We start from the raw sequence: 25,491 nt of genomic DNA, 5'->3' as shown, positions 1-25,491 counted from the left end.
GGCGCTTGCGAGCGCGTTCTGCCAATGCCGGACTGCAAGTGACCAGCGGATGACATCATGATCCTGAAGAATCTGCTTTCCATGTCCGGCGTCAACATCGTCAAGTCGGTGTTGCAATTCCTGATGACGCTGCTGATGACCTATTTCGTCAGCCCGGCGGAATTCGGCCTGGTCGCGTTCTCCCTGCCGTTTGTCGCGTTCATAGCGCTGCTCACTGATATGGGCCTGTCGAGCGCAATGGTGCAGCGGAAGACGCTCACGCCGGACGAGGCGGGGGCCGCAGTCACGTTGATGCTCCTGATCGGCGTCGCCTGTGCGGCTTTGCTCGCCGGGATGGCCAGTCCGCTGGCCGGCGCGGTGAGGATGCAGGGCCTGTCGACGGTGCTGGCCGCGCTGTCCGTCTCGGTCGTGCTGTCGATCGCAGCACTCGGGCCGCGGGCGGTCCTCGAGCGCAAGCTGCGTTATCAGACGGTCGCCGCCGTGGAGACCGCCGCCGCCGTGATCTGCGCTATTGTCTGCGTTGGCGGTGCGGTGGGCGGCTGGGGGATCTGGGCCTTGATTTCCTATTACGTTCTGGTCCAGGTCATTCGCGCGGTCGCCTTTGCAGTCATCACGCGCCGCGAGATCCGCCCGAACTTCGGCTGGCGCCGCGTATCATCGATCCTCACGTTCGGCGGCTGGGTTCTGGCCACCAACATCCTCAATTTTGCCGCGCGCAATGTCGGCAACCTGCTGATCGGTGCAAAACTGGGAGCCGCGGCGGTCGGTCTCTATGGACTGGCGTATCAGTTCATGATTCTCCCGTTGATGATCTTCTCCTGGCCCGGCGGCGGCGTGCTGATGGCGACGCTGAGCCGGATGGCCGGCGATGAGTTTCGCGCCGAGCAAAACACCGCCATCTGCGCGGTGCTCGGCATGACGGCGATGGTGACATTTCCGGCCATGATCTATCTGACCTTCGGATTGACTTATCCGGTCACGGCCTTCCTCTCGCCGCATTGGCGCGAGGTTTTGCCGCTGATCGCGGTGCTGGCACCGGCGGGCGCCGCACAATCGATTGCTGCCTATAGCGGCCCAATTCTGCTGGCGCGCGGCAAGGCCCGCCTGCAGTTCTGGGTCAGCAGTGCGAACAGCGTTGCCATGATCCTGTCCTTTGTGGTGGCGCTTCCGTTCGGTCTCAAGGCGGTCGCGGTTATATATGTGATCACTGCAATCATCGTCTGCATCGCGATGGTGATGATCGGAGCGCGCAGTACCGGGCTGCCTTACGGATCCATCCTCAAATCGCTGCTGCCGGCTTCGATCGCAACCCTTGCAGGTATGGCAGCCGTCCTGGCGGTCACCTTGGGCCAGGTGACCACGCTGGTAAATTGGCTGCTCGCGACGGGGGTCTACATCCTCGTGGTGCTGGGGTGTTATGTCCTCTTCAGGCACCAGATCCGTGGCAGCCTGAAGTCGCTGTTGCGCCGGCCGCTGCCCGAAGGACAGCCCCTGGAAGCGGCATCGGCTTCGTGATGAGCGACATTGGAACAGTGCTGAGGACGGAACCAGTCGATGCAATGGCGTGAAGATCTGATCGCAAACACCGGCAGTTCGGGGCTCAAGGCCGCATTGGTTGCCTGGATCACATGCCCCGGTTTTGTCGTGATCACATGGTGGCGCCTGGCCAAATGGCTGCGGTCGAGCGGACGCCCCGGACGGGCAATCTCCTGGCTCATCCTGCGCTGCTGCCTGATGCAGCGCGGTTGCTACATTTCGCTGCTTGCCGAGATCGGGCCGGGCCTCATTCTCCCGCATCCGACAGGCATTGTGGTTGGCGATGGCGTCCGGCTCGGCCGCTCGGTGACGCTGTACCAGAACGTGACCCTGGGCCGGCATACCGCGCAAAGGCCCGGCTATCCGCAGCTTGAGGACAACGTCACGGTGTATGCCGGCGGGGTCATCATCGGCCCGATCACGATCGGGCAGGGCGCGACAGTTGCCGCCAATTCCGTGGTCAATCGTGAGGTGCCGCCCCAGGCAGTAGTGGCGGGTGTTCCGGGGCGGGTGCTCCGCGCCTCGTAAGATCCACGCGTCAAGGCACGCCCGTCGAGGGCGGTCGCGCCATCGGTTATGCCGGATTCAACGTCCTCGCATCGATCAGGCAAACAGGAAGTTGCTGTGATCCAGATTGTGCACGTTGATGTTCTTCAGCAGGATCGAATCGGTCGATGAGATATGCACCAGAGCATCCGATCCCACCTGTTCGAGCTGCAGATGGTTGTAGTCGGCCACCAGCGACTGCGCGATCCGGATCGTGTCGTGATTACTGGCATCTCCCGCCCGGAAGTTGTTGATCTGGTCGTTGCCGTGATCGTAGGTGATGGTCGTGGATCCCGCCGAGGCGAAAAGGTCGTTGCCGTTGCCGCCGGAGATCGTCAGGCCGGCCGTCACCGCCGTCACCTTGTGCGTCCCGTTGCTGTTCAGCAAGTCGATCAGCGTCAGATTCCCGGCTGTATTGTAGACCTCGTGCTGGATTGCGCCGGGTGACCCGGCGATGGCGTATTTGTAGACATCCGTCGCACCCGACGGATGGGAGACGATCTCCTGGGTCTTGGTGCCGGCGCTGTCGTAGTTGTCGGTGATCTTGGTGCCGTCGGTTTGAATCACTTGGCTGTAATCGAGCGAGCCGTCGGCATGGGCCCGTGTCACTGCGGTGATCTTGCCGGATGCATCGGCATGCTGATGCTCGGTGGTGTAGCTCTGCCCCTGGATATTGTAGGCATAGGTGTCGTGCGTGCCGTCGGCGTTGTCGACGTACATCTTGGTCTTGACGCCGGCGGTATACAGCGTCGTCGATGATGAGCCGTCGGTGTTCTGAATGGCATCGCTGGTGAGATGGCCAGCGGAATCAAACAACTGGCTTTCGGTCGATCCATCGGCATGGGCGATGTTGATCGATGTCTTGACGCCACTCGCATAGTGGGTGGTCGTGGTGTCGCCATCAGTCGTTTTGGCGACGGACTGCAGCAGGGCGCCCGACGTGTTGTAGGACGCGGTATTGCTCGAGCCATCCGTATGCAGCATGATTTCGCTGGTCTTGTGGCCGGCTGCATCATAGAGGTCGGTCACCTTGGTGCCGTCGCCCTGGATCACCTGGGTGTAATCCAGTGAGCCGTCGGCATGACTCCGGATCACCGAGGTGACCTTGCCGCTGGCATCTGCGTGCTGCACCTCGGTGGTGTAGCTCTGGCCCTGGATATTATAGGCGTAGGTATCGTGCGTGCCGTCGGCATTGTTGACGTACATCTTGGTCTTGATGCCGTCGGCGTACGTCGTGGTCGATGACGATCCGTCGGTATGCTGGATGGCGTCGCTGGTGAGATGGCCACCCGCATCGTAAAGCTTGGTCTCGGTCGATCCATCCGGGTTGGCGATATAGAATGCTGACAACACCGTGCCTGTATAGATAGCCGTTGTGACGGTGCCGTTGGCTTTTTGAACAACTTCCTTTGTCAGGTGCCCCGACGTGTCATAGCTGTCGGTTGTGGTGGCCGCCGCATTGGCGGCAACGACGGTCATCTTGCGTCCCGACCCGTCGTAATGCGTGGTGACCTTGGTGCCCTCGGCGGTCACGACCTGGGTATAGTCCAGCGTCCCGTCGGGATGGGTTCGGGTCACCGCAATGACTTTGCCGCTCGCATCCGTATGTTGCAGCTCGGTGGTATAGCTCTGGCCCTTGATGTTGTAGGCATAGGTGTCGTGGGTGCCGTCGGCATTGTTGACGTACATCTTGGTCTTGACGCCGGCGGAATACAGCGTGGTCGTTGACGAGCCGTTGGTGTGCTGGACGGCGTCGCTGGCGAGGCTGCCGGTGCTGTCATAGAGCCGGGTCTCAGTCGAGCCATCTGGATTGGTGGTATAGAACGCCGACAAGATAGTGCCTGTATAGACCGCCGTCGTGACAGTGCCGTCGGCCTTCTGAACGATCTCCTTGGTCAGTCTTCCAGAGGCATCGTAGCTGTCTGTCGTGGTGGCGACCGCGGTGATCGTGATCGCCGTGGTCTTGTGGCCGGTGGCGTCGTAATGCGTCGTGACCTTGCTGCCGTCGTCCTTGATGACCTGGGTGTAGTCGAGCGAGCCGTCGGCGTGGGTCCGCGTCACCGAAATGACCTTGCCGGTTGCGTCCGTATGTTGCTTCTCGGTCGTGTAGCTCTGGCCCTGGATATTATAGCTATAGGTGTCGTGGGTCCTGTCGGCATTCGTGACATACATCTTGGTCTTGACGCCGGCGGAATACAGCGTGGTCGAGGACGAGCCATCGGTGTCCTGGATGGCATCCGTCTTGAGGTTGCCGCTGGCATCGTAGAGCCGGGTTTCGGTCGAGCCATCACCATTGGCGATGTAGAATGCAGACAGCGTGCCGGCGGTATACACCGCGGTCGTCACATTGCCATTGGCGTTGTGGATGATCTCCTTGGTCAGCGTTCCGGAGGTGTCGTACTGATCCGTTGTCGTGGCGGTTGCGCTCGCGGTAATGACGGCGGTTTTTCGGCCGACGGAATCGTAAAGCGTCGTGATCTTGGTACCGTTGGAGTTGATCACCTGGGTGTAATCGAGTGAGCCGTCGGCATGGGTCCGCGTAACAGCGACGACCTTGCCGGTCGCGTCCGCATGCTGCACCTCGGTGGTGTAGGTTTTTCCCTGGATGTTGTAGGCGTAGGTGTCGTGCGAGCCGTCGGCGTTGGCGACATACATCTTGGTTTTGACGCCGGCGGAATACAGGGTGGTCGATGACGAACCGTCAGTGTGCTTGATGGTGTCGGTCGTCAGATGGCCGCCGGCATCGAAAGCCTTGGTTTCTTTCGTGCCGTCTGCCTTGACGATCACTTCCTGGGCAATGACACCCGCTGAATACATCACGCTGTCGGTGGAGTGATCCGCGTAAACCGTTACCTTGCTGATGATGACGCCGCCGGTATAGGCGATGTTGGTTGTCGACTGCAGCACGCCGGTGGAATCGAAGGTTCGCGTATTGGTCCAGGTGTCGTCCGAGACCGTGATGGCGAACGAATAGCCGCCCTGGATCGCCGCAAGCGCCTTGCTGTAGTGCGAGATGATGTACTTCATCGTCGAGTCCGACGCGACCGGAAGGGTAGGCGTGTCGGTGAGGGTGATTGTCTTGAGCGTATCGGAGGTGTTGAGCGTCCCGAGCTGCAGCACGATGCTGGCGGCGGTGCCGCTCACATCGGCGGGTTCCGGCGGCGGAGTCGTGGTCTCCGGTGCATCGATCTCGATGATCATCGGATGGTCGCTGACCGAAATCTGAATATCCTTGACGTCGGTGTAGACGGCGATCGGGGTGGTGCCGCTCATCGGGTCGTACACTTTGACCGAATGATGCACGCTGCCGAGATGAACCGTGACAGTCTGCGCGGGGTTGCTGATCTCGGTATCGGTTGCGTCGTCCCAGATACGGGGCTCTGCCCAGACCACGATTTCGTACGCGCCGTTGCTTTTGCCCAGCACCATGCTTTCGCCGGTGGTCGGCATGTTGTCGAGCGAGTAGCTCAGCGATCCTGTCGGCTGATGGCCGCCGGTTCCATCGTCGGCGAGGATGGTCGTCAGGTTGTGGATGGCGGTTGCAGCCAGCTTTGGCGTCCCGTCGGAATTGAACAGCCCGAAATTCGCCTCGGGATTTGTATTGCTGCTGCTCGAGTCACGATCCAGCAATTCATAAAGATAGGTCTTGCTGACGCCTGCCTTGTAGGCATCGACCAGGGTGTTGAGGATCGATTTGGCCTGAACGCTTTCACTGGCCCCGATCAGCGGCGTGTTGTCCTGTGTCGTATAGCCGGTCTCGGTGATGACGATCGGCTTTCCCGCAGCGCCTCCGCTCGCCGTGTTGATGGTCGATCCCAACGCGGTGTCGGTGGTGGTGCTCGTATTCAGATAGGAATGCGCGTTGGCATAGTCGGAGTAGCTCGACAGGTCGCCGAGCTGGGAGTAGGCGGACGGATTGTTGTGGCCGAGGGTGAGATTGTAGACCGACACGCCGACCAGGTTCGCATCGCCCTTGATCGCCGAATAGAACAGCTTTTGATATTCGGCCGCTGCGGCAATCGATGAGCTGCCGTTGTAACTGAAGTGCTGGATGTTGGCTTCGTTGAGCCCCTCGAGCGCAATGATGCTGCCGGGATGGCTTTTCTGGAATGCGTCGAGCTCCGCCAGGTAGTGCTGCAGGCCGGCGCTGCCCGAAGCCGGCAGATTCGAGGGAACGAGAAAGTCGAATTTGTATCCCGCTGCCGCCAGGCCTGCGAGAGCGGGTTGAGCACCCGGACTGGTTGCCAGCGCATCGCGGATCGTCGTCACCCCCAGATATTTGAGGTCGTCCATGACGAGGGCGAGATTATCGTAGCTGCCCCACGAGTACCCGACGTGAGCATTGACTCCGATGGAACCGATGAAGGAATGGGCAGAGAGAACGGGCTGGTCGACAGTCGTAGTGCTCATCGGTTGAGCCTCGAAGGTTGGAGGAGTGCGAGCCCTAGCATCCAAACTCTATCGTTGAGTTTTGATGGCAGGTAAAAATTGAGACAACAGCATCGAAGCTTGGAACTGAAGCTCCTGCCGATCACGACATCGAGTCGCTGCTGCTCGTGTGCTTCAATGCACGTGCGATTTGGCTGCAGTATGGCGTTTTGTTTTTCTTGGAATGATTCTTTGATCTGCCTGTGACGAGTACAGATGCCTTCTGCACAATCAGAACGCAGACTGTTTTTTCAAAGCGACATCTGTGGAACTTCGCATGCGAACGGTAGATCGTTCGCGAAAGATCATCCCTGAATGTCTGCGAACGAGATGATGATTTTTTTCGTAAACGAATTGCGGCAGACATGCCGCTGCTCAATTCAGGCGCTGATGTTACTGGCATGATCAGCGTGGACGTGTGATCCGCCACTGACAATCATGGGTGGCGTGTTGCCGCGGGAAGGGAGATGTCTGCGTGACATGCGCCACGAAGTTGCGTCGACATGTTTTTGCGAGCGCTGATCGCTACAGCGGCCATTGCGCGACGAGCGCTCCACAGGCTTGCGAGCTAACGATCGGGCTCGACGTCTCAATGTGCTCGACGTCTTAATGTAATAGATTGGCGGATTGGTGGGCGCTTGTGTTGCTCATCGCCGTGCACGAAAGCAATGGTGCGAGAGCATTGGTTTAATCGGCACCTGGGCTGCGCGGGGCCGGCGAAGATCTACGCCGACACTCTATACACCGACACTTTATATATGTGTCTGTCGCGGTTGGGCTCCGGGATCGTGTTCCAGCCCGGAACCGGTTGTTCAAGCCGTTCGCTGATTTCGCCGTTCGTCGATCGCGGTATCGCGGACGCGTTCGTCAGCAAAGGACCAGTAAATAGTCGCAATCACCAAGCCGGCGCAGGTCAGAAATCCTGCTGCAAATGCAAGTACCATCGGCAAAACACCCATTTCGGGACCTCCCTTATGGGCCGGACAATAGCCGGGAATAGCCGTCTTTGTAAGGAGTTAGAGCTGCCGATCACAAGGTGTGCTTAACACCCTACCTCCTTGCCGGGTCAGGATTTCGGCGATTTGGCGGGCGGGTGGCGAGGCGATCTGTGCTGCAGTGCAATGTCGAATTAACGATGATTCCCCCACAGTATGGCTATAAAGACTCCAAAAGTGCCTTCGGGAGGCTTCATTTTGGCTACATTTCTTTATGCGTTGGCAGCCTGGTTCATTTTTAACGCCGTTTTTGCTTTGGGCATGTACTTCAGGCCGACCCGCAAATCGCCGAACAACGCTGTCGCTAGCGCCTCCGGCGAACCTCGGGATGGACGGTCAGTAAGGCTGTCCAAAATTCTGTTCTTCGGCTTCTGGTTGAACGACCGGCATCATTCAGCCTGAACCTCGATAGCAGGATCGCGCGCGGCGACGCGTTTCAGGACAAACCTGCAACGTCAAGATGAGTGCCTTCACGATGGCTCGCGCGTCGCGACACCATCAGGAAATCACCCTGCCAGGCGATCAGCACCACAATCGCCGCGGCGACGGCAATTTTGCCGATCAGCCAGATCCACGGCTCCGACGGTATGGCGCAGAGTGATCCGATCAGCAAAGCGCCGATCACTGTTGTCGCAACCAGACTGATCCGCGGGAAGGCGCCAAACCGGATTGTCGGCCCGCTTGCAAGCAGCACAATGACTGCAGTCGCAAGCGCAGCTCCGGCGATGACGCCTGGAGGTGACGCTCCCGCGGCGATGGCGAATGCCGAGATGGCCGAGACGGCGAGCAGTTGAAGTGCGGCGATGATCACCAGCCGCAGCGCGACCTTGCGCAGATGCGGAATGATGGCCACCGTACTCTGCAACTGAAGATGCAGAAAATAGAATGCGGCCGCGGCCGGCGCAGCGGCCAGAAAACTGGTCAGAATGTCGCCGGGAACGAAAATGCGTCCGGCATCAGGCATGAATCCGATCAGTCCACCCAGCATGATTGCGGTGGAGCAGATGATGAACTCGAACAATCGCGCGGTTGCCTGCTTTGCATCCTGGCTGCTGCCGTGATCGAACTTCACCACCACGTCGGGGTAGTTCACCGTATGGATGGCCGATACCAGCACCGTGAATGGCCGCTGCAGCAGATCGAGCGCCAGTGAAAAGCCGGCACTGGCTGCAGGACCGAAGCTGCTGCCATTGAGGCGACCGACCACGATAAAGCGGAGTGCCACTGGCACGGACAGATGGATGACCGAAGCGGCTGCCGCCAGCATGCCATAGCGGCAGAAGTCGATGAGATCGACGCGTGTTGTTCGGCGCAGCTTCCATTGCAGAAGCGCGCGGTCGCTCAGCGAACTGAGCAGAAAGCCAAATCCGTAACCAGTGAGAAGCCCGGCAAGCGTGGCCTCGGCATTCCGGTAGAGCAGCGCTCCGGCGCTTGCGCCGATCAGCAGCAGGCTTGCACGGATGGCAAGCAGAAGGGCCGCCGTGCCAAGGCGGCCGGACACGCGGATCACCATCAAATGCAGGTCTGTCCAGCCCTGCAGCACCGCGAGTGCGAGGCCGAGCGCAATCACCGGGATCGGCAGCTTCCCGAAATGCGCGACGGTGCCGCCGACCAGGAGCAGTGCAATGGTGCTGAGCGAGGCCGCAGTGAACAGTGACGAGCGTATTCGGGTCACGTCGTCCCCGCGCGCGGGTGACAGGAAACGAACGCCCGCCAGTTGCAGCCATTCGAACATCAGCACACAAAGCAGCTGGCTCGAGGCGAGGGCCAGCGAGAATGCGGTATAGCCTTCTGGGGGCAGGATATGACTGATCGCGAAAATCAGCGCGATCGCCGTCGCGCTCTGATAGACGTAGCTGCCGAGCGCCAGGAAGCGGATCATGCCGTCACGACGAGGCCGCCTGGCGGACCTGCGTAACGTCCTCGAACACCGTGCGATAGCTGGCGACGACTTTGGAGAAAGTCCATTTGCTGGTCTTTTCCCGCGCCATGTCTTTCACCCGCTGCGGGTCCGCGACGATCTGCAGGATGCTTTTGGCCAGCGAGTCCGGGTCCGATCCGGTGAGCCATCCGGCGGCGCCGTTCTTGATGGCCTCGGGGATTCCTCCGAAGCTCGTGCCAAGAAACGGTTTGCCTGCCGCCTGCGCATCAGCCACGACGATTGGACCCGGCTCTTCCCAGATTGACGGCACGACAACGACGTCCACCTGCTTGTAGAACTCGGCGGGTGCGACAAATCCCAGGAATTCGATACGTGCGGCCGGCGCCATAGTGCGAATGCGCTGCTGTTCGTCCTCGCTTGCACGCCCCGCGATCAGGAGCCGCACGGCGCCGCTGGGCACCGCTGCTATGGCCTTGATCAGATTGTAGATGCCTTTCTCTTCCACCAGCCGCCCGATAAAGCCGAGCGTGAGGGTGCGGTCGGAGCGTTCGGTGTCCGGGAACATCGGTGCAATGGTGGGCGCATTGCGAATGACCGTGCGTAGCGGCGTGTCGAGGAAAAGGCCGAGATCAGTATGAATATCAAGAATGCGCTGACTGACGCCGACGACGGCGTTGATCCGACTGGCGGCCCTGCGCCGGTTGACCGTCAGGATCTTGCAGCCCACGCAGGTTTGCACGCAGGCCCGCCCGCCGGCAAACCGCGAGCAGCGCGGGCAGGTCAGATAATAGTCATGCAGGGTGTGAACGATGGGAACGTCGAGATCGGAGGCGGCCTTCCAGACCGCGGTGGTCAGCCCCGACAAATTGTTGGAATGCATGACGTCGGGCTTGAACGCCCGGATGCGTTCGGACACCAGGGACGCGGTCTGCTGCCAATCTTCCACCGCATGCCAGACACCGCGCATTGGCGCGCTGCGCTGCTGGGTGAATGGCAGGTAGATGTTATGGACCGGTGCCGAATGCACCTGTATGCCGTCGCTGGTTTCGGTCTGCTGGCCGGGGGCAGGGGCCGCGCGGATCACTTCGACGTTGTCGCCTCGCTCCAGCAGGGACTCTGCGAATCGACGTGCGAAGATCTCCGCCCCACCGACAATTCTCGGCGCGTCCGGCGTCGGATAGATCGAGCTGATAATCAGGACTCGCATCGGGAGGGTCTCTCTCGGATCAAGTCAAATATCCCCTTGTTGAAAATTCACGACCTCGCTTGATGGGCGATCACTTTGCCGCGGCCTTTTCCCGGCCGGCATAAAGCTCCAGGTATCCGCCGACGATGGCGGCAGGTGAAAACTTGTCGGTAAAGTCCGGCTGCAGCGGCTGCGCCTTTTTCCAGCGGGAGGAATCGGCGATCGCCTTGTTCATGAGCTCCGCCAGTTTGTGATGATCGCGCGGTTCATAAGAACCGATCAGCGACGACAGATCCGAAATTTCCGGAATTCCGCCGGCGGTCGAACAAATAGTGGCTCGGCCGGCGCTGATGCTTTCGATCAATGTGCGGGGCAGGGGCTCCGGCCATACGGAGCTGATCAGGCAGACGTCGACGCCAGCGTAGAAGTCGCGCGACTTGGCAAACCCCAGCCATTCGATCCGCTCGCTTGTATAGGTGGTCTTCAGGTCGTGAACGTAAGCCTCGACGCCCTTGCCGGCGATTTTGAGGCGCCAGCCGTGATCGGGAAGCAGCTCGGTGGCCTTGAGGACGACGTCGATGCCTTTCTCGGACTCCACGCGGCCGATAAAGCCGAAAACCAGGTCGCTGTCCGCGGTCGGCATCGGTGCCGCCAGGCTGGTGGTGTCGGCGATATTGTAGATGACCTTGTCGGGGATGTTGGCGAAGTATCCGAGCCTCTGGTGCTGGTCGAGAACAAACTGGCTGTTGGACGCGACCGCGTCGACCATGTGGGAGGTATAGATGTGAGGCGCAGTCATCGTCGCGCAAGCAGCACATCGTTTCCAGCAGGTCTCGCCGTTCTTGAACAGCGTGGAGCGTTTACAGATCAGCGAGTAGTCGCGCAGGGTGTGCACCACCCGGATGCCGCGCCGCCGCGCCTCCGACCATACCGAGACTGAAAACCCGGTCAGGTTGTTGGTGTGCACCACATCCGGCTTCTCGACGTCGAGTATCGCACCGAAACGACGGCCGGCCTTGCGGTTCCAGGTGTCACGAAGATGCCAGCTCAGCCGCTGCAGCGCCGATACCTTGCGGTTGTGGCCAAATGGCCAATAGATGTTGTCGATCGGCAGCCGGTAGACGCGAACGCCCTTTTCCTCGCTGATGATGGCATCGGTGCCCTTGTGCAGGCACACGGTCGCGACCTCATGGCCGCTGCGAACCAGCGCCTCCGCGAGCAGCGATACGGACACTTCGGCTCCCCCGACGATCTCGGGAGGGTAGAGAGTATTGACGAACAGTATTTTCAACGGTCGCCTCGCATTTCAAATGCTGGCAGCATTGGGACCCGAACCTATTTCGCCGATCGAATCTCGAAATCGGGAATGACGGATCCATCAGTGCTGGTCAGCAGCAATGGGGTGCTCGAAACGGTCATCCACGCTCCGGACGCTGGCTTGGGCGACCGGTTGCACGGAGTGTCGAAGTCGACCTTGGGCGTGCCTCCCTTCAAGCGAATTTCATAACGCTTGGTTGCGTCCTCAGACCATACGGCGACTTGCGGGCCGGAGGTCGAAGCGCTTTTGATGATCGTAACACCATCAGATAGTTTCGCCATCTCCGCATGAACACTCGAGCGGATGAATGCCCAACTATCGCGTACCGCGCAAACCGCAGGCTTCGGCGAATTGTCGAAATGGTAGAGGCCGAAGTTATCTTCGAGTTCCCCTGAATTGGTCCCGCTGTCCTTGAGTTCGTAGAGCCAAATGCCCTTCAACCAGGACGCCGCGGTCGAGCTCCAGAGGATCAGCTGGGCCATATTGTCCGCCTCAGCCTGCTCATTGACGCCGCATTTACCAGTCGAGGTGGGCCAGCCTGTCTCGGTCAGATAGATCGGAAAATTCGGGTTGCCGCTGGCCTTGGCAGCGAGATGACGAAATGCCGTGAGGCGTTCGACAATCTCGGCCGCCGTGCGCCGTTGTGGGCGTGCGCAGTGGTTATAGAGATGGATCGAGATGCCGTCCGCGTACTTCAGGACCCCGCCGTTCAATAGGCTCTCGGTCCAGCGCCAGTCCGGATCATCGCCAATCGCTCCCACGATGAATGGGGCATTCGGCATCACGCGTTTGACGGCGGGGTAGGTGGCTTGCGCCAAAGCCAGATAATTTTCGGCGTTGAAGTCGGGGTTTTTCCTGGCCGCGATATTCCACTCATTCCAGAGCTCGAAGATCGGCCCGCGATGGGAGACCGACAGCGCGGCCGCGACAGCATAGTCGACGAAGCGTTGACGCGCCTCGTCCGTTGTCGGTGGATTGGAGTTTGGGACCAGGTGATGGCCGGCCCCAAAAATCAGAACCGGCTTGGCCACGTCGGACTTGATCTGCGTTTCGAGCCGGCTCAGGGGGGCCGCGAAGCCCATGCGTCGGCCTGGCTGTTCGAAATCCGACCAGGAGAAATCGTCACGAAACGAGGTCGCGCCGAGTTCTCGAATTTGATCGATATTGGTGGCCGGCACATAGCCACGTTTGCTGGTGGGGCCGCCCATGCCTTGATGTGTGCCGACGCCGAGCATCAGGCGGGACTCCAGCGGTTGAGCCCCTTGAGCGTGGACACCCTGGGTAGCGAAGCCAGACGCGACGACTGCAGCCAGCAATATTTTTCCAAACCACGTCGCGTGATCGCGTCCGATCATGTGTGTCTCATTCCGGCAGCCGTGTTGATTTCAAGCTGCGAATAAGCGATCGAGGTGTTCGAATTTTGGCTGTGTTCCGTTCGCAGGGTGACAAATAACAGGCACCCTGCCTACGTTACGTGCTCGCGGAAAATCAGCGCGTCGCCTGGCTGATATTGTAGACGTTGGTCGTCGCCGCATTTATCGGATTCATCAGCTTGATGAATTCCGTCGACGGCGATTCCGCAACCACGATCACGTCATGATCGCGCATCTTGAAGGAATCCGCATAAAACAGACCGTCCGGCTTGCTCAGGTCGAACGCATAGGCCGTCGGCGCTGCAGCCGTGGGGAACTGGGACACGTTGACCCCGGCGTTTTCCAGCAGGGGCTTTGGTTCAAATCGCATCACATAAAGCGATCTGGAGTCGGCGCGGGCACCATCCAGTCCGCCGGATTTCGCCAGGGCCTCGGCCAGAGTCATGCTGTCGTTTTCGAAGGTGAAGCGGCGATTGTTGATACCGCCGACCGAGCCGGGCGAGGGGGTGGAGCCGAACACCATGTAGACGCGCGGTTCACGTGACAGATAGACGACATCGCCGGGTGAGAGCAGCACGTCTTCGTTCGGCCGACGCACGACACTGCTCATCGATTGAACATAAGTCCGACCGTTACGCTTGAGATTGACGTTCGTCTCATAAGCCGGATATTTCGGACCACCGGCGCGAGCGATCGCGCTCATCAGGCGGATGCCACCGGGATCGATCGGAAAACGCAGCGGCGAATTGGTCTCACCGAGCACGGCAACCTGGTTGCCACGCTGCTCGACCACCGAAACCACGGCCTGCGGATCGACGGCGCGATCCTTGATCTTGTCGCGGATGATGCTGGAGACCGCGCGCGTGGTCAGGCCGGCGACCTTGACGGTGCCGGCATAAGGCATGACGATATTGCCGGACTGGTCCACCTGCTGGCGGGGAATATCGACGAAGTTGCCGGCGCGAACACCGGCTTCGCGTGGAATGAACAGTCCGCCGGCCTGTGCCTCGAACACCGTCACCGCAATGATGTCGCCGACCCCGATCGTCACGTCGCGATAGTTTCCACCGGGGAGCTTTGCGAACGATTCAGCCGGAGTCTCCGTGATCGAATTTGAGGCACGAAGCACATCTGGATTGATCGGAACGAGTGCATAGGGCAGTCGCGCTGTTTGCGGCGTCAACAGTGCTGCATTTGAATTGATCGAAACCGCATTCGGAGCATCTTGCGGAGTTAGGCCCGCGCACCCAGCTAGCGATGCGGATGTTGCAACAACCGCGAGGCGCAATGCCGCACGATAGCGAGAGGTTTTTTCCAAATACACGCGCCCACTCAACTCAACTCTCCCCCTCTTGCATCGCAACCGTACCAACGCGGATTGGATCGAGTCACGTTCGATTGCTCCTGTGATTGTCGGAACAAACATGCTGTGACCTTATTGCAACGCAAAGTTCCCCTATGCCACTAAAATGACTTGGTAATTTCACTACACCGCCACCTGGCGCTCAGCCTCCGTTTGATGATGATGGCCAAGCCCCAGATAAACTCTGTTCAACGCGCGATGCGTCTTCTCGATGTCGTACATCTGTCTGAAACGATCACGGCCTCGACGACCCATTGCAGGCAGATCGAGTGTGGCGGCTCGCTGAAGCGCTGTTGTCAGCTCCGCAGCCGACACCGGTCCGCACAACACGCCGGTCACGCCGTCTTCCACGATCTCCGGCAGGGCGCCGATGCGGAAGGCGACGATGGGTTTGGCTGCGCGCATGGCTTCGACCGCCACGAGTCCAAATGCTTCCCAGCGCGAGGGAATGACAACGAGGTCGGCCTTCTCGAGTTGCGCCTCGATCTCGCCACGATTCATCCAGCCCAGCAAGGAAACGTTGGCAGGGACATCGAGCTTCTCGTGCTTTCCGACCACCGATGACCCGATGATGCGGACATCGACGACGTCGGCCAGCTTTCGTGCACTGTCCACCAGGAGATCGTAGCCCTTCTGTCGGTCAAGACGGCCGATAAAAAGAACCTTGGTTTTGGGAGTCGTCCAGGCGGTCGCGGTGCTGTCGAGCGGCGGGCGGCTGGACGAAATGCCGTTGTTCACCATCACCAGTCGCTCGATGGAGATGCCGGCGCGGAGGGCCTCCCGTAGCTCGTCGCTGGAAATGCAGATGATCTGGTCGCTCGTGTTCGCGAGCAGTCGCTCCACCAGTTTCGTAGTCTGATGACTGAGTTGGGACGTTTCGCGCGAGAACGCCCAACCGTGGGGACAATAGACCACACGCGGCCTGTTGCGCTTCAGCAGCAGCAGAGGCCGCAACACGAGACCTGCGAAAGTTGAATGGATGTGGACAATATCAGGCTGGATTCGGCGAATTTGTTGCAGTGTTGTGACGGCCATTCGAAACAGGCCTAGAACGCTTCTATCCTGTCGCCTGAATGTCGAGATCTCGTCGTCCTCGACACCGTTGAGGTCTTTTCGGTGATCGGACGGAATAACGTAGTGCACATTGCCGCGCCCGAAGGCCATACGCTGATGAGGATGCAGCTCGTTGAGGTAGGTCGCAATTCCACCGCGCACGGTCTCGGCGACGTGTAGCACCTTCAACGCCGCAGCCTCGCTGCTCGGCGTCGACACGTTTTTTGGGATCGTTATTCGTTCGTGCAGCATGGTGCTGTCGCCTCTGAAGTACAAATTAGGCCGAGTTGTGATCCTCCACCTCGATGGTTGTTCCTGCCCTGTCTGTTTTTTTGTCAAGGAATTGCAGCATTGCGCTGGCGGACCTGCGCCACGAAAAAGTCGTCAGTCGTGCCTGCTGTCGTCGCCGTTCGTCGTCGGAAATTCGTCCCGCCACGATTCGTTCCATCATGCGCTGACGCAGTGCATCGGCATTATGTGGGTCGAAATAGCTGGCCGCGTCGCCGCAGGTCTCGCGAACGGCGTCCGCGGTTGTGGCGATGACGGGGCATCCGAATGTCATGGCCTCCAGTGGAGGGACACCGAAACCCTCGTAAAGACTGGGAAATACGAATGCCGCCGCACGGCTGTAGAGCGCTGCGATTTCCTCGTCAGTGAGGCGGCCGGCCATGATGACGCTGTCATCCGCTGAGGTCGATTCGCCCTGAAATACTTTGTTGTTGCCGCCGCCGACAACAACCAGTGGCATATCGGGTCGGTTGAGCTGCTTGGCGGCTTGCACGGCCAGCGCGATATTTTTGTTTCGCGTCATCGAGCCGACAGAGAGAAAAAAATTGTACGGCCTGAGCTTCAACCGCTCGATCACGCTGAGATCCGGAACCGTCGCAGCAAAATGTTCGGCGCTGTTGGAAAAAACCGGAATCGAGGTCGGGGTAAGCCGCAGCACGGACGCGAGCTCATGCCGCGAGAAGTCGGAGACTGTCGCAATTGTGGCGGTCCGTGCCAGCAGATAACCGAGGCTGCGATGTGCTGTCAGATATGTCCAGCTGAAGAACTCCGGTCGCTGGAAAACCTGGGCGTCGTGAATGACAACCAGATGTCTGGGATGAAACACCGGTCCGGAATTGGCCAGGCTGATCAGGTGGCCGTTGCGAGCGTGCTGTGCAAGATCGATCTGATCCCAGGCATGTCCGGACCGTCGACCAATTTTCACGCTCTCGATCCGTTTGAGGTCAATCGTGACGTTCGCATCGGGCGGCAGCAGAAGTTGCCATTCGGCGTCTACCAGCGCGCGGGGCGCTTCGCTTGAAATCAGCAGCCGATCCATCGCCCTGACCATTTCGGCGGCGTAACGCTGCACGCCGGTCAGGGATTGCGAAAGAAATCGGCCGTTGATGAAAATCTTCAAGGCAATCTTCTTCAATTGTTGTGAGATGTTGCCTTATTCGCAGGCAGATTGGATCGATCCGTTGCACGTGGACGCGCCTCGGGAATATCCCGGATTGCATGAAACCAGTAAGACAAGGATCGTGCCATCTCGTTTGCCGGGTGCGTTGTGGACAACTGAACGATTCGCGACGTCGACGACGTGCGACGTTGTTGTTTGAACGCAGGGCTCGTCGAAATTAAGGCCCCATTAAATACAAGTGCGCGCGAACGATCGTGTCGTTCGAATTCGACGCATCGCGGCCAAATTTGGGAAACGAGTTTGGTGTGATGTAGACACCCGTGCCGCGATGCTGTTCGCCGGCGCGACGGGATCGCATAAAACACACATTCTCATCTTATCGGGAAGGTGGACCGAGTTCCTTGAGTGCAGGATTGTGGCAATGAGTGTTTTCGGTCCAGCAAAAATCAGCGCTGTTCTCCGCTCAAGCCTGCAGCCGTGCTTTTCGGCATTGGCCACCACGGTGGTCTTCAGCTTCTTCATCAATCTCCTGGCCTTCACCAGTCCGCTTTACATGCTGCAGATCTACGACCGCGTGATCGGCAGTCGTAATGAGACGACCTTGCTCGGTATCACGCTGCTGGTCGGCTATCTTTTGATCATCAATGCCCTGCTGGAAATGCTGCGGGCCCGTATCATGGTTCACGCAAGCGTCGCCGTCGACGGCAAGCTCGCCGGCGCCGTGTTCGATGCAACGCATTCCGCCGGCTTGCACTTTCCGCGTCTTGCACAGGGCCAGTCACTGCGCGATCTCGATGCTGTCAGAGAGTTCGTCGCCGGTCCCGGATTGATTGCGCTGTGCGATCTGTTGTGGATGCCGATTTTTATAACAGCCTGCTTCATTCTTCATCCATGGTTCGGCGCCATCGCGATCGGTGGTGCCGTCGTCATCCTCGCGCTGACGTTGGCGAGTGAATTCGCGACCACCAAACGCCTCGGCCTCGCATCACGCGCTTCTATCGGCGCCACCCAGCGCGCCGTTTCCGCGCTTCGCAATGGGGAGGTGATTCAGGCGATGGGGATGCTCGGCGTCCTGCGCAAGGCGTGGCTCGAGCAGCATGGCGAGGCGCTCGACCTGCAGGCGGCGGCGGGGGCCCGCTCCGGATTGATCTCAGCGGCATCGAAATTCGTGCGCATGTTCCTCCAGACCATGATCCTGGGACTCGGCGCTTATCTCGCGATCCACAATCAGATCTCCGCCGGTATGATCATTGCGGCATCCATCTTCGTCGGGCGTGCGCTGGCCCCGGTCGAGGGTGTGGTCGGAAACTGGAAAGGCATGACCAACGCGCGCAACAGCTGGGCAAGGCTCGCCAAGCTGTTTGCCGTTGCCGGCGAGCCGAAGCAGCAGGTCAAGCTGCCGCGACCGCTGGGCCACCTGAAACTCGACACCGTCTTCGCAGGGCCGCCCGAGCAATCCCGTGCGACACTGCGAAACGTTTCGCTGGAGGTGATGCCGGGCGAGGTGTTGGGAATCGTCGGCCCCAGCGCCGCGGGTAAATCCACTCTGGCAAGAGTCATCACCGGGGTCTGGCCGCAGTTCTCCGGGCACGTGCGGCTTGACGGAGCCGATTTCGCGCATTGGGATGCGCAGGAGCGCGGGCAGTATGTCGGCTACCTGCCGCAGGACGTTGAGCTGTTTTCCGGGACCGTCGCGGAGAACGTCGCGCGCTTCCAGCAGGTCGAATCCGATTCCATTATCGAGACTGCACGTCTTTGTGGCTGCCACGATATGGTTCAGCTGCTGCCCGACGGCTACAACACGGCGATCGGCGAGGGTGGAGCGGCGCTGTCCGGCGGTCAACGCCAGCGCATTGGCCTGGCCCGCGCATTTTTCGGCAGGCCCTCTCTTGTCGTGCTTGACGAGCCGAACGCCTCTCTCGACCAGAGCGGTGAGGAGGCGTTGATCGAAGCGATCCGCCGCTATCGATCATTTGGTTGCACCATTGTGCTGATCACCCACAAGATCAACGTGCTGGCGGCCGCCGACAAGATCGTCGTTCTCGATGACGGTGTGGTCCAGGCCTTTGGCAGCCGCGAGGAGGTGCTTAAACGGCTGACTGCGCCCCGCCCGGTTCGCCCGGCGCTCGATCAACGGGCCGCGCCATGCTGAAGAGCATCCTTCATGCGATCGTGCCGGCCACGGGACAACGTCGCGCGACAGTTGCGGGCTATGCGCTGATCGTCCTGACCTTCGGGGTGATGGGCGGCTGGGCCGCGGTAGCGCCGCTCGACCGCGGCGTGATTGCCCAGGGCATTGTCATGATCGAGGACAGCCGCAAGGTCGTGCAGCATTTCGAAGGCGGCATGGTGAGCGAGATCCTGGTCAAGGAAGGACAGACGGTCACGGAGGGCGCGCTGGTGGTGAGATTGTCGCCGCTGCAGGCCGGATCGAATCTCGATACGATTCGCAGCCAGCTCGACAGCGCGCTGGCACTCGAGGCGTCGCTCGCAGCGGAGCTGGATCGGCGCGACAGCATTACATTCCCCGATGAGCTGCTGTCGCGGCAGGCCGTCTCGCCGGTGCTGGCCCGCATCATCGAAGACCAGAAGCTTCAGTTCGACGAACGCAAACGTTCGCGTTCCGCCCAGGTGACGCTGATCGAGGCCAAGGTCCAGCAGTTGCAGACCGAAACCGAAGGCATTGCCGTCGAGAAATCATCCACCGAGAAGCAGATCGGCTTCATCGACGAGGAATTGTCCGGTCTGCGTTACCTGAAAGAGAATGGCCTGATTCCCGTTACACGTGTCCTCACCATGGAAAGGGAACGGGTTCGCCTCGAGGGGATCGTCGGGCGGGCGGTGGCTGATACCGCGAAGGCCGCCAATGGCATGAATGAGGCGCGGCTGCAGATCACCCAGCTCAATCAGAAATTCCAGGAAGAGGTATCGGCCCAGCTGCTCGACGCCCGGCAGAAGATCAACACCGCGAGGGAAAAATTGGTGGTGGCGCGGGATCTGCTGTCACGCCTCGATATCCGGGCGCCTCGGAGCGGCACGGTGCAGAACCTCAAAGTTTTCACCGTGGGTCAGGTCGTTCGCTCCGGCGAGTCGCTGATGGAGATCGTGCCGACGCGCGAGACGCTGGTCGTTCACGCCCAGCTCCCCGTCAATTCGATCGAACATCTTCGCGTCGGGCAGACGGCGGAAATCCGGTTTCCTGGCTTCCACTCGCGCCGGCTGCCGATGATGACAGGAACGCTCGCCTCGGTGTCCCGGGATCGGCTGGTCGACGACATCACCAAGCAGCCCTATTTTCTCGGCCTCATAAATCTGTCACAAGCGACCATCGACGACCGTTATCGGGACCGTCTGGTGGCGGGCATGCAGGCCGATGTGGTGATTGCGACCGGCGAGCGAACGGCGCTGGAGTACATGATGTCTCCGCTGTCGGATGCCTTGCACAGCTCGTTCCGGGATTGAGCAGCCGGATCTTGTGAGATCCGGTGCCTTCGGACTTGCGCCGGGATCGAAATTTACCAATTGTTAGCATTAATAAAGCATTTTTAAGTGTTGGCAGGGCTATCGGCTGATATTGGCGATGTTTCGGGGCAGAGCGAAAAATGTTTCAGCTTTTTCTGCGTGCGCGGGCCAACAACTATTTCAAATCGCGCTCGGCCAATCGTGATGCCGAGACCGACGTGTCGCGCATCGCGTCGATCGCGCGCTCGATCGACGATGCGGTGGCCGCGGCTGAAGCCGAGTGGTCGGGGCTGAGCTTGCGAATCGAAGATGTATTGGCGCGGGCTGCCGTCACACTGGGCAACGACAGCGACGAATACTTGACCCGCGAACCGCTCGACACCCATCACCACAATCTGTTCGACAAGGAAATTGCCAACGGGCAGCGCCGGCTGGAACAGCTGTCCCAGAGCATCAAGCATTTCAAGTTTCTGAAAGCCGCGCTGCTGTCGCGTTTTCCCGACTTCAAGATGCCGGTCGATACGGCCAAGTAGGCTTTCAGGTGGGGCTTTGCCCCTGTGGCGGGCGGGCCTCGTCCCATCGTATGATCGGGCATGATTGACGATCCCAACTGGTCCCGTGCGGATTCGACGTACCGGCGTCTCAAGGACATGATTGCGCGCGGCGAGCTGAAGCCGGGAGATCGCATGCGCGAAATCGACCTGGCGGAAAGGCTCGACGTCAGCCGGACGCCGATCCGCGAGGCCATCGGCCGGCTTGCGTCGGAAGGCCTTGTGGAATTGGCCCCGTCGCGTGGCGTGATGATCACGCGCCTCGACAAGCAGCAGGTTCGCGAACTCTACGCGCTCCGGGAAAACCTGGAGGGGAGCGCCGCTGCACTGGCGGCCCAGTCGGCGTCGGCTGACGAACTGTCGAATATCAGGAGCCTTCTGGAAATTCTTGAGCGCAAAGGCCTGTCGACCGGCGACCTGGCCCGGCACAATCGCGCGTTTCATGCGGCGATCCACGAAGCCGCGCACAACCGCTACCTGGCGCGGGCGCTGGAACAGCTGTCCGACTCGCTCGCATTGTTGCCCGGCACGACCTTCCAGACCGAAGGCCGGGCGCTCGAGGCTCATCGGGAGCATCGCGAGATGGTCGAGGCGATTGCCGGCCGGGACGCGGCCAGGGCGGAGCAATTGGCCCGAACCCATATTCGCAATGCCGGCCGCATTCGTTTGGCGATGATGTTCGAGAATGACCGAAGCTGAGGGGTGGCCGATCGGATAAGCGTCCTTGCGTCTGAAGTAATTGCATGCAATTGTATACAACAATGAAACAGACACCGGTGCTCACTCTATATGGGGGACGCGCGTGACCCCCGACCCCGGCCAGAGGCCGGATGTTCTGGTGATCGGCGGCGGCAACGCGGCGTTGTGTGCGGCCATCGCCGCGCGTCGCGCGGGGGCGTCTGTTCTGGTGCTGGAGGCGGCGCCCAAATTCTACCGGGGCGGCAACACCCGCCATACCCGCAACATGCGCTGTGCCCACGACACGGCAACCGGCACCCTGACCGGTCCTTATACCGAGGATGAGTTCTGGGACGATCTGATGCGCGTCACCGGCGGCAAGACCGACGAGGCGTTGTCGCGTTTGATGATCCGCCAGTCCAAGGAGATGCTGTCTTGGATCGTCGACCAGGGCGTCCGTTTCCAGCCCTCACTGGGCGGCACGCTCAGCCTCGGGCGCACCAACTCGTTTTTTCTCGGCGGTGGCCGCGCCATGCTCAATGCGCTGTACCGGACCGCGGAAGCGCTCGGTGTCGAGGTCGGTTACGATGCTGAGGTCGTCACGCTTGAGATCGAGGATGGTATGTTCCTGTCGGCGACAATCGCCGGTGGCGAGGTTATCCGGGCGGGTGTGCTGATTGCTGCATCCGGCGGCTTCGAAGCCAACATCGAATGGCTGAAGCAGGGCTGGGGAGAGCCCGCCGAGAATTTCCTGATCCGTGGCACGCCTTACAATCGTGGAACGGTGCTGCGTTTGCTGATGGAGCATGGCGCGGAGACCATCGGTGATCCGACCCAATGCCATGCGGTGGCCATTGATGCCCGTGCCCCGAAATTCGACGGCGGCATCATCACCCGGCTGGATTGCGTGGTGTTCGGAATCGTCGTCAACAAGCTTGCGCAACGTTTTTACGATGAAGGCGAGGATGTCTGGCCGAAGCGTTATGCAATCTGGGGCCGGCTGGTGGCGGCGCAGCCGGATCAGATCGCCTATATCATTTTCGACGCCTCATCGCTGCAGTTGTTCATGCCCTCGCTCTATCCGCCGATCAGCGCCGGCACGATCGAGGAACTGGCCGGCAAGCTGCAACTGGATCCGGCGGTGCTCGGCAAGACCGTCGCGGATTTCAATGGCGCGGTTCAGCCGGGGACCTTCGATCACACCGTTCTGGACGATTGCCGGACCGAGGGGCTGACGCCGCCGAAAACGCACTGGGCGCGGCGGGTCGAGCAGCCGCCGTTCTATGCCTACCCGGTTCGGCCCGGGATCACCTTCACTTATCTTGGCACCCGCGTGAATGCAGATGCCCGGATCATGATGAACGATGGCCGTCCCTCGGTGAACATGTTCGCGGCCGGCGAGATCATGGCTGGCAATGTGCTGGGGCAGGGGTATGCCGCCGGCATCGGCATGACCATCGGCAGCGTGTTCGGCCGGATCGCGGGAGAGAAGGCGGCGCGTCATGCACGCAACTAGCACACTGGAAGAAGCCGATCGGCTGATGACCGTCTGCAACTCCTGTCGCTATTGCGAGGGACTGTGCGCGGTGTTTCCGGCGATGGAAATGCGGCGTTCGTTCTCCGACGGCGATCTGAACTATTTCGCCAATCTCTGCCATGCTTGCGGCGCCTGTTATGTCGACTGCCAATTTTCACCGCCGCACGCGTTCAACGTCAACGTTCCTCAGGTCCTTGCCGTCGCCCGCAACGACTCCTACGCGGCCTATGCATGGCCGCGCGCTTTCTCCGGCCTGTTTGCGCGCAACGGGCTGGTCATCAGCGTGGCCGCGGCGCTCAGCATGGCGATCTTCATCTTCGGCTTTGCTGCCGCCAACGACAGTTCGGTGCTGTTCGCTACGCATCGTGGTCCGGGCGCGTTCTATCGTTTGATGCCCCACAACGCGATGGCGCTGCTGTTCTCGGCCGCATTGCTTTACGCGCTGGTCGCCATGGCCATGGGATTGCGCTTGTTCTGGCGCGACATCGGCGAGGCGCCGCAAACTCTCGCGGCGCCGTTGCCGCTATGGCAGGCGATGAAAGACGCCGGCCGCCTGCGTTATCTCGATGGCGGCGAGGACGGATGCTTTAATGAGGACGACCGGCCCAACGACCGCCGCCGCCTGTTTCATCACCTGACATTCTACGGCTTCTTGCTGTGTTTTGCGTCGACCACGGTTGCGACGCTCCACCACTACCTGCTGCACCGGGAGGCGCCGTACCCTTGGTACGACCTGCCGGTGCTGCTGGGGACGCTCGGCGGCCTGGGGCTCATCGTTGGTCCCATCGGCCTGCTGCAGGCCAAGCTGAAGCGCGACCCCATGATGGCCGATCGGACACGCCTTGGAATGGACGTCGGCTTCCTGGCCATGCTGTTTCTGACCAGCGCCACGGGACTGGCCCTGCTGCTGCTGCGGGAGACGGCCGCGATGGGGCTGTTGCTGGCGTTGCACCTCGGCGTCGTGTTCAGCCTGTTCATCACCATGCCCTACGGCAAGTTTGTGCACGGCCTTTATCGTTTTGCCGCCCTTGTCCGTTATGCGCGGGAGCGTCACGCGGGCCCCTGAGACCGCCGCGCCGGCTTTATCCTACCAAGGACCTCAAAGGAGGAAACGCTTTCTCCTCGTTCGGAAGATTTGGAATTCAATATCGCAGCCGGTTGCGACATCCTGATCGCCTCACGCCATGGGCATCGGGGACGACAATGAACGCCAGCGTCATTCTGAAGGATCTTGCCGAGGCGGCCGATGGTTACGGCGACAATGCGCCGTCGCGATGGCGCCTCGATACCATCGTGTCCGAGCTGCGGCGATCCCGCGACGTCACCCACAACATCCGGCAGGACGGGCCCTTCCGGCGGCCGCCGTCCCGGACCGCCCTTGAAGCCATTCTGAATGGGCTGACTGAAACACTGTTTCCCCGCCATTATGGGCAGTCCGATCTCGATCCCGACAACATCGATTATTTCGTCGGCAACACCCTGAGTGTGGCCCTCAATTCGCTGCTCGAACAGGTCCATCGTGGAACGCTGTTCGTATCCGAGCAGCCCGTGTCCGATCAGCAGTTTCAGGATGCGATCGATCTGACCCGCACCTTTGCCTCGAAGCTGCCGGATGTCCGCGGGCTGTTGGTCAGTGACCTGCGCGCCGCGTTTGTCGGCGACCCTGCGGCGACCAACTTTCCGGAAATCCTGATTGGATATCCCGGCATGACCGCGATCATCCATCACCGGCTGGCCCATGTGCTCTATCAGCTCGGTGCCAGGCTGCTGGCGCGGCTGATAGCGGAGATTGCCCATACCAGGACCGGCATCGATATTCACCCCGGCGCCACCATCGGGGCCAGTTTCTTTGTCGACCATGGAACGGGTGTGGTCATTGGCGAGACCGCCATTGTCGGCGAGCGCGTGCGGATCTATCAGGCCGTCACCCTGGGCGCCCGGCATTTCCCGACGGACGAGACGGGACGGGTGGTGAAGGGCAATCCGCGCCACCCGATTGTCGAGGATGATGTCGTGATTTACGCAGGCGCCACCATCCTCGGCCGCATCGTGATCGGGCGGGGATCGACCATCGGCGGCAATGTGTGGCTGACGGAGGACGTGCCGCCCAACAGCGTCGTCACCCAGGCGACCGTGCGCAGCAAGGTCAATCCGGCCTGACCCCGATCAATCGAC

General features: G+C 60.4%; 18 protein-coding genes. 9 read left to right on the top strand and 9 right to left on the bottom strand.

Annotated elements, in window-relative coordinates; translation table 11 throughout:
- The first annotated feature begins 57 nt into the window (after positions 1-57).
- The gene (locus RS897_RS37180) at positions 58-1,515 is read left to right on the top strand and encodes a lipopolysaccharide biosynthesis protein (RefSeq protein WP_315833638.1); all 1,458 of its coding nucleotides are present in this window, start codon (positions 58-60) and stop codon (positions 1,513-1,515) included.
- 39 nt (positions 1,516-1,554) lie between these two features.
- On the top strand, positions 1,555-2,064 hold the full coding sequence (locus RS897_RS37175) for a serine O-acetyltransferase (protein ID WP_315833637.1): 510 nt from the start codon (positions 1,555-1,557) through the stop codon (positions 2,062-2,064).
- A 75-nt stretch (positions 2,065-2,139) separates the two neighbouring features.
- On the opposite strand, the gene RS897_RS37170 is transcribed toward RS897_RS37175, so the two are convergent.
- The 9 genes from RS897_RS37170 to RS897_RS37130 form a co-directional block, all read right to left on the bottom strand.
- A complete protein-coding gene (locus RS897_RS37170) occupies positions 2,140-6,492 on the bottom strand; it encodes an RHS repeat protein (protein WP_315833636.1) in 4,353 nt (1,450 codons plus the stop codon).
- Between the two features lie 830 nt (positions 6,493-7,322).
- Positions 7,323-7,469 carry a hypothetical protein gene (locus RS897_RS37165; RefSeq protein ID WP_315833635.1) on the bottom strand — a complete coding sequence of 49 codons (147 nt, stop codon included), beginning with the start codon at positions 7,467-7,469 and terminating at the stop codon, positions 7,323-7,325.
- Positions 7,470-7,941: 472 nt separating this feature from the next.
- Entirely contained in the window at positions 7,942-9,387 is a 1,446-nt protein-coding gene (locus RS897_RS37160) for a polysaccharide biosynthesis protein (protein WP_315833634.1), read from the bottom strand.
- Positions 9,388-9,391: 4 nt separating this feature from the next.
- Positions 9,392-10,594 (bottom strand): glycosyltransferase family 4 protein, encoded by a 1,203-nt coding sequence (locus RS897_RS37155; protein WP_315833633.1) that lies wholly within the window; start codon positions 10,592-10,594, stop codon positions 9,392-9,394.
- A 70-nt stretch (positions 10,595-10,664) separates the two neighbouring features.
- A complete protein-coding gene (locus tag RS897_RS37150; protein WP_315833632.1) occupies positions 10,665-11,864 on the bottom strand; it encodes a glycosyltransferase family 4 protein in 1,200 nt (399 codons plus the stop codon).
- Between the two features lie 44 nt (positions 11,865-11,908).
- Positions 11,909-13,246, bottom strand: a complete 1,338-nt coding sequence (locus RS897_RS37145; RefSeq protein ID WP_315833631.1) for a cellulase family glycosylhydrolase — start codon at positions 13,244-13,246, stop codon at positions 11,909-11,911.
- A 133-nt stretch (positions 13,247-13,379) separates the two neighbouring features.
- Positions 13,380-14,315: a polysaccharide biosynthesis/export family protein gene (locus tag RS897_RS37140; protein WP_315833630.1), complete on the bottom strand. Its 936-nt coding sequence runs from the start codon at positions 14,313-14,315 to the stop codon at positions 13,380-13,382.
- 435 nt (positions 14,316-14,750) lie between these two features.
- A complete protein-coding gene (locus RS897_RS37135; protein WP_315833629.1) occupies positions 14,751-15,932 on the bottom strand; it encodes a glycosyltransferase family 4 protein in 1,182 nt (393 codons plus the stop codon).
- A 25-nt stretch (positions 15,933-15,957) separates the two neighbouring features.
- Positions 15,958-17,088 (bottom strand): glycosyltransferase family 4 protein, encoded by a 1,131-nt coding sequence (locus tag RS897_RS37130; RefSeq protein ID WP_315833628.1) that lies wholly within the window; start codon positions 17,086-17,088, stop codon positions 15,958-15,960.
- 328 nt (positions 17,089-17,416) lie between these two features.
- Between RS897_RS37130 and RS897_RS37125 the strand changes: the two genes are divergently transcribed.
- From RS897_RS37125 to epsC, 7 genes are all read left to right on the top strand, one after another.
- A complete protein-coding gene (locus tag RS897_RS37125) occupies positions 17,417-19,240 on the top strand; it encodes a type I secretion system permease/ATPase (protein ID WP_315833627.1) in 1,824 nt (607 codons plus the stop codon).
- Positions 19,234-20,550, top strand: a complete 1,317-nt coding sequence (locus RS897_RS37120; RefSeq protein WP_315833626.1) for an HlyD family type I secretion periplasmic adaptor subunit — start codon at positions 19,234-19,236, stop codon at positions 20,548-20,550. Before RS897_RS37125 ends, RS897_RS37120 begins: the two co-directional genes overlap by 7 nt.
- Before the next feature lie 140 nt (positions 20,551-20,690).
- Complete coding sequence (locus tag RS897_RS37115; RefSeq protein ID WP_315833625.1) at positions 20,691-21,083, top strand: hypothetical protein; 393 nt, start codon at positions 20,691-20,693, stop codon at positions 21,081-21,083.
- Positions 21,084-21,143: 60 nt separating this feature from the next.
- Positions 21,144-21,800 carry a GntR family transcriptional regulator gene (locus RS897_RS37110; protein WP_315833624.1) on the top strand — a complete coding sequence of 219 codons (657 nt, stop codon included), beginning with the start codon at positions 21,144-21,146 and terminating at the stop codon, positions 21,798-21,800.
- Positions 21,801-21,903: 103 nt separating this feature from the next.
- Positions 21,904-23,295 (top strand): FAD-dependent tricarballylate dehydrogenase TcuA, encoded by a 1,392-nt coding sequence (tcuA, locus tag RS897_RS37105; protein WP_315833623.1) that lies wholly within the window; start codon positions 21,904-21,906, stop codon positions 23,293-23,295.
- Positions 23,282-24,382, top strand: coding sequence for a tricarballylate utilization 4Fe-4S protein TcuB (gene tcuB / locus RS897_RS37100; protein ID WP_315833622.1), 1,101 nt, complete (start codon positions 23,282-23,284; stop codon positions 24,380-24,382). The genes tcuA and tcuB overlap by 14 nt, the downstream gene beginning before the upstream one ends.
- Positions 24,383-24,519: 137 nt before the next feature.
- Positions 24,520-25,476: a serine O-acetyltransferase EpsC gene (gene epsC / locus RS897_RS37095; RefSeq protein ID WP_315833621.1), complete on the top strand. Its 957-nt coding sequence runs from the start codon at positions 24,520-24,522 to the stop codon at positions 25,474-25,476.
- Positions 25,477-25,491: the final 15 nt, after the last annotated feature.

Source organism: Bradyrhizobium prioriisuperbiae (assembly GCF_032397745.1).
GTDB lineage: Bacteria > Pseudomonadota > Alphaproteobacteria > Rhizobiales > Xanthobacteraceae > Bradyrhizobium_A > Bradyrhizobium_A prioriisuperbiae.
Note: the sequence above shows the minus strand (reverse complement) of the source record. Positions and strands in the feature narration are given on the sequence as shown.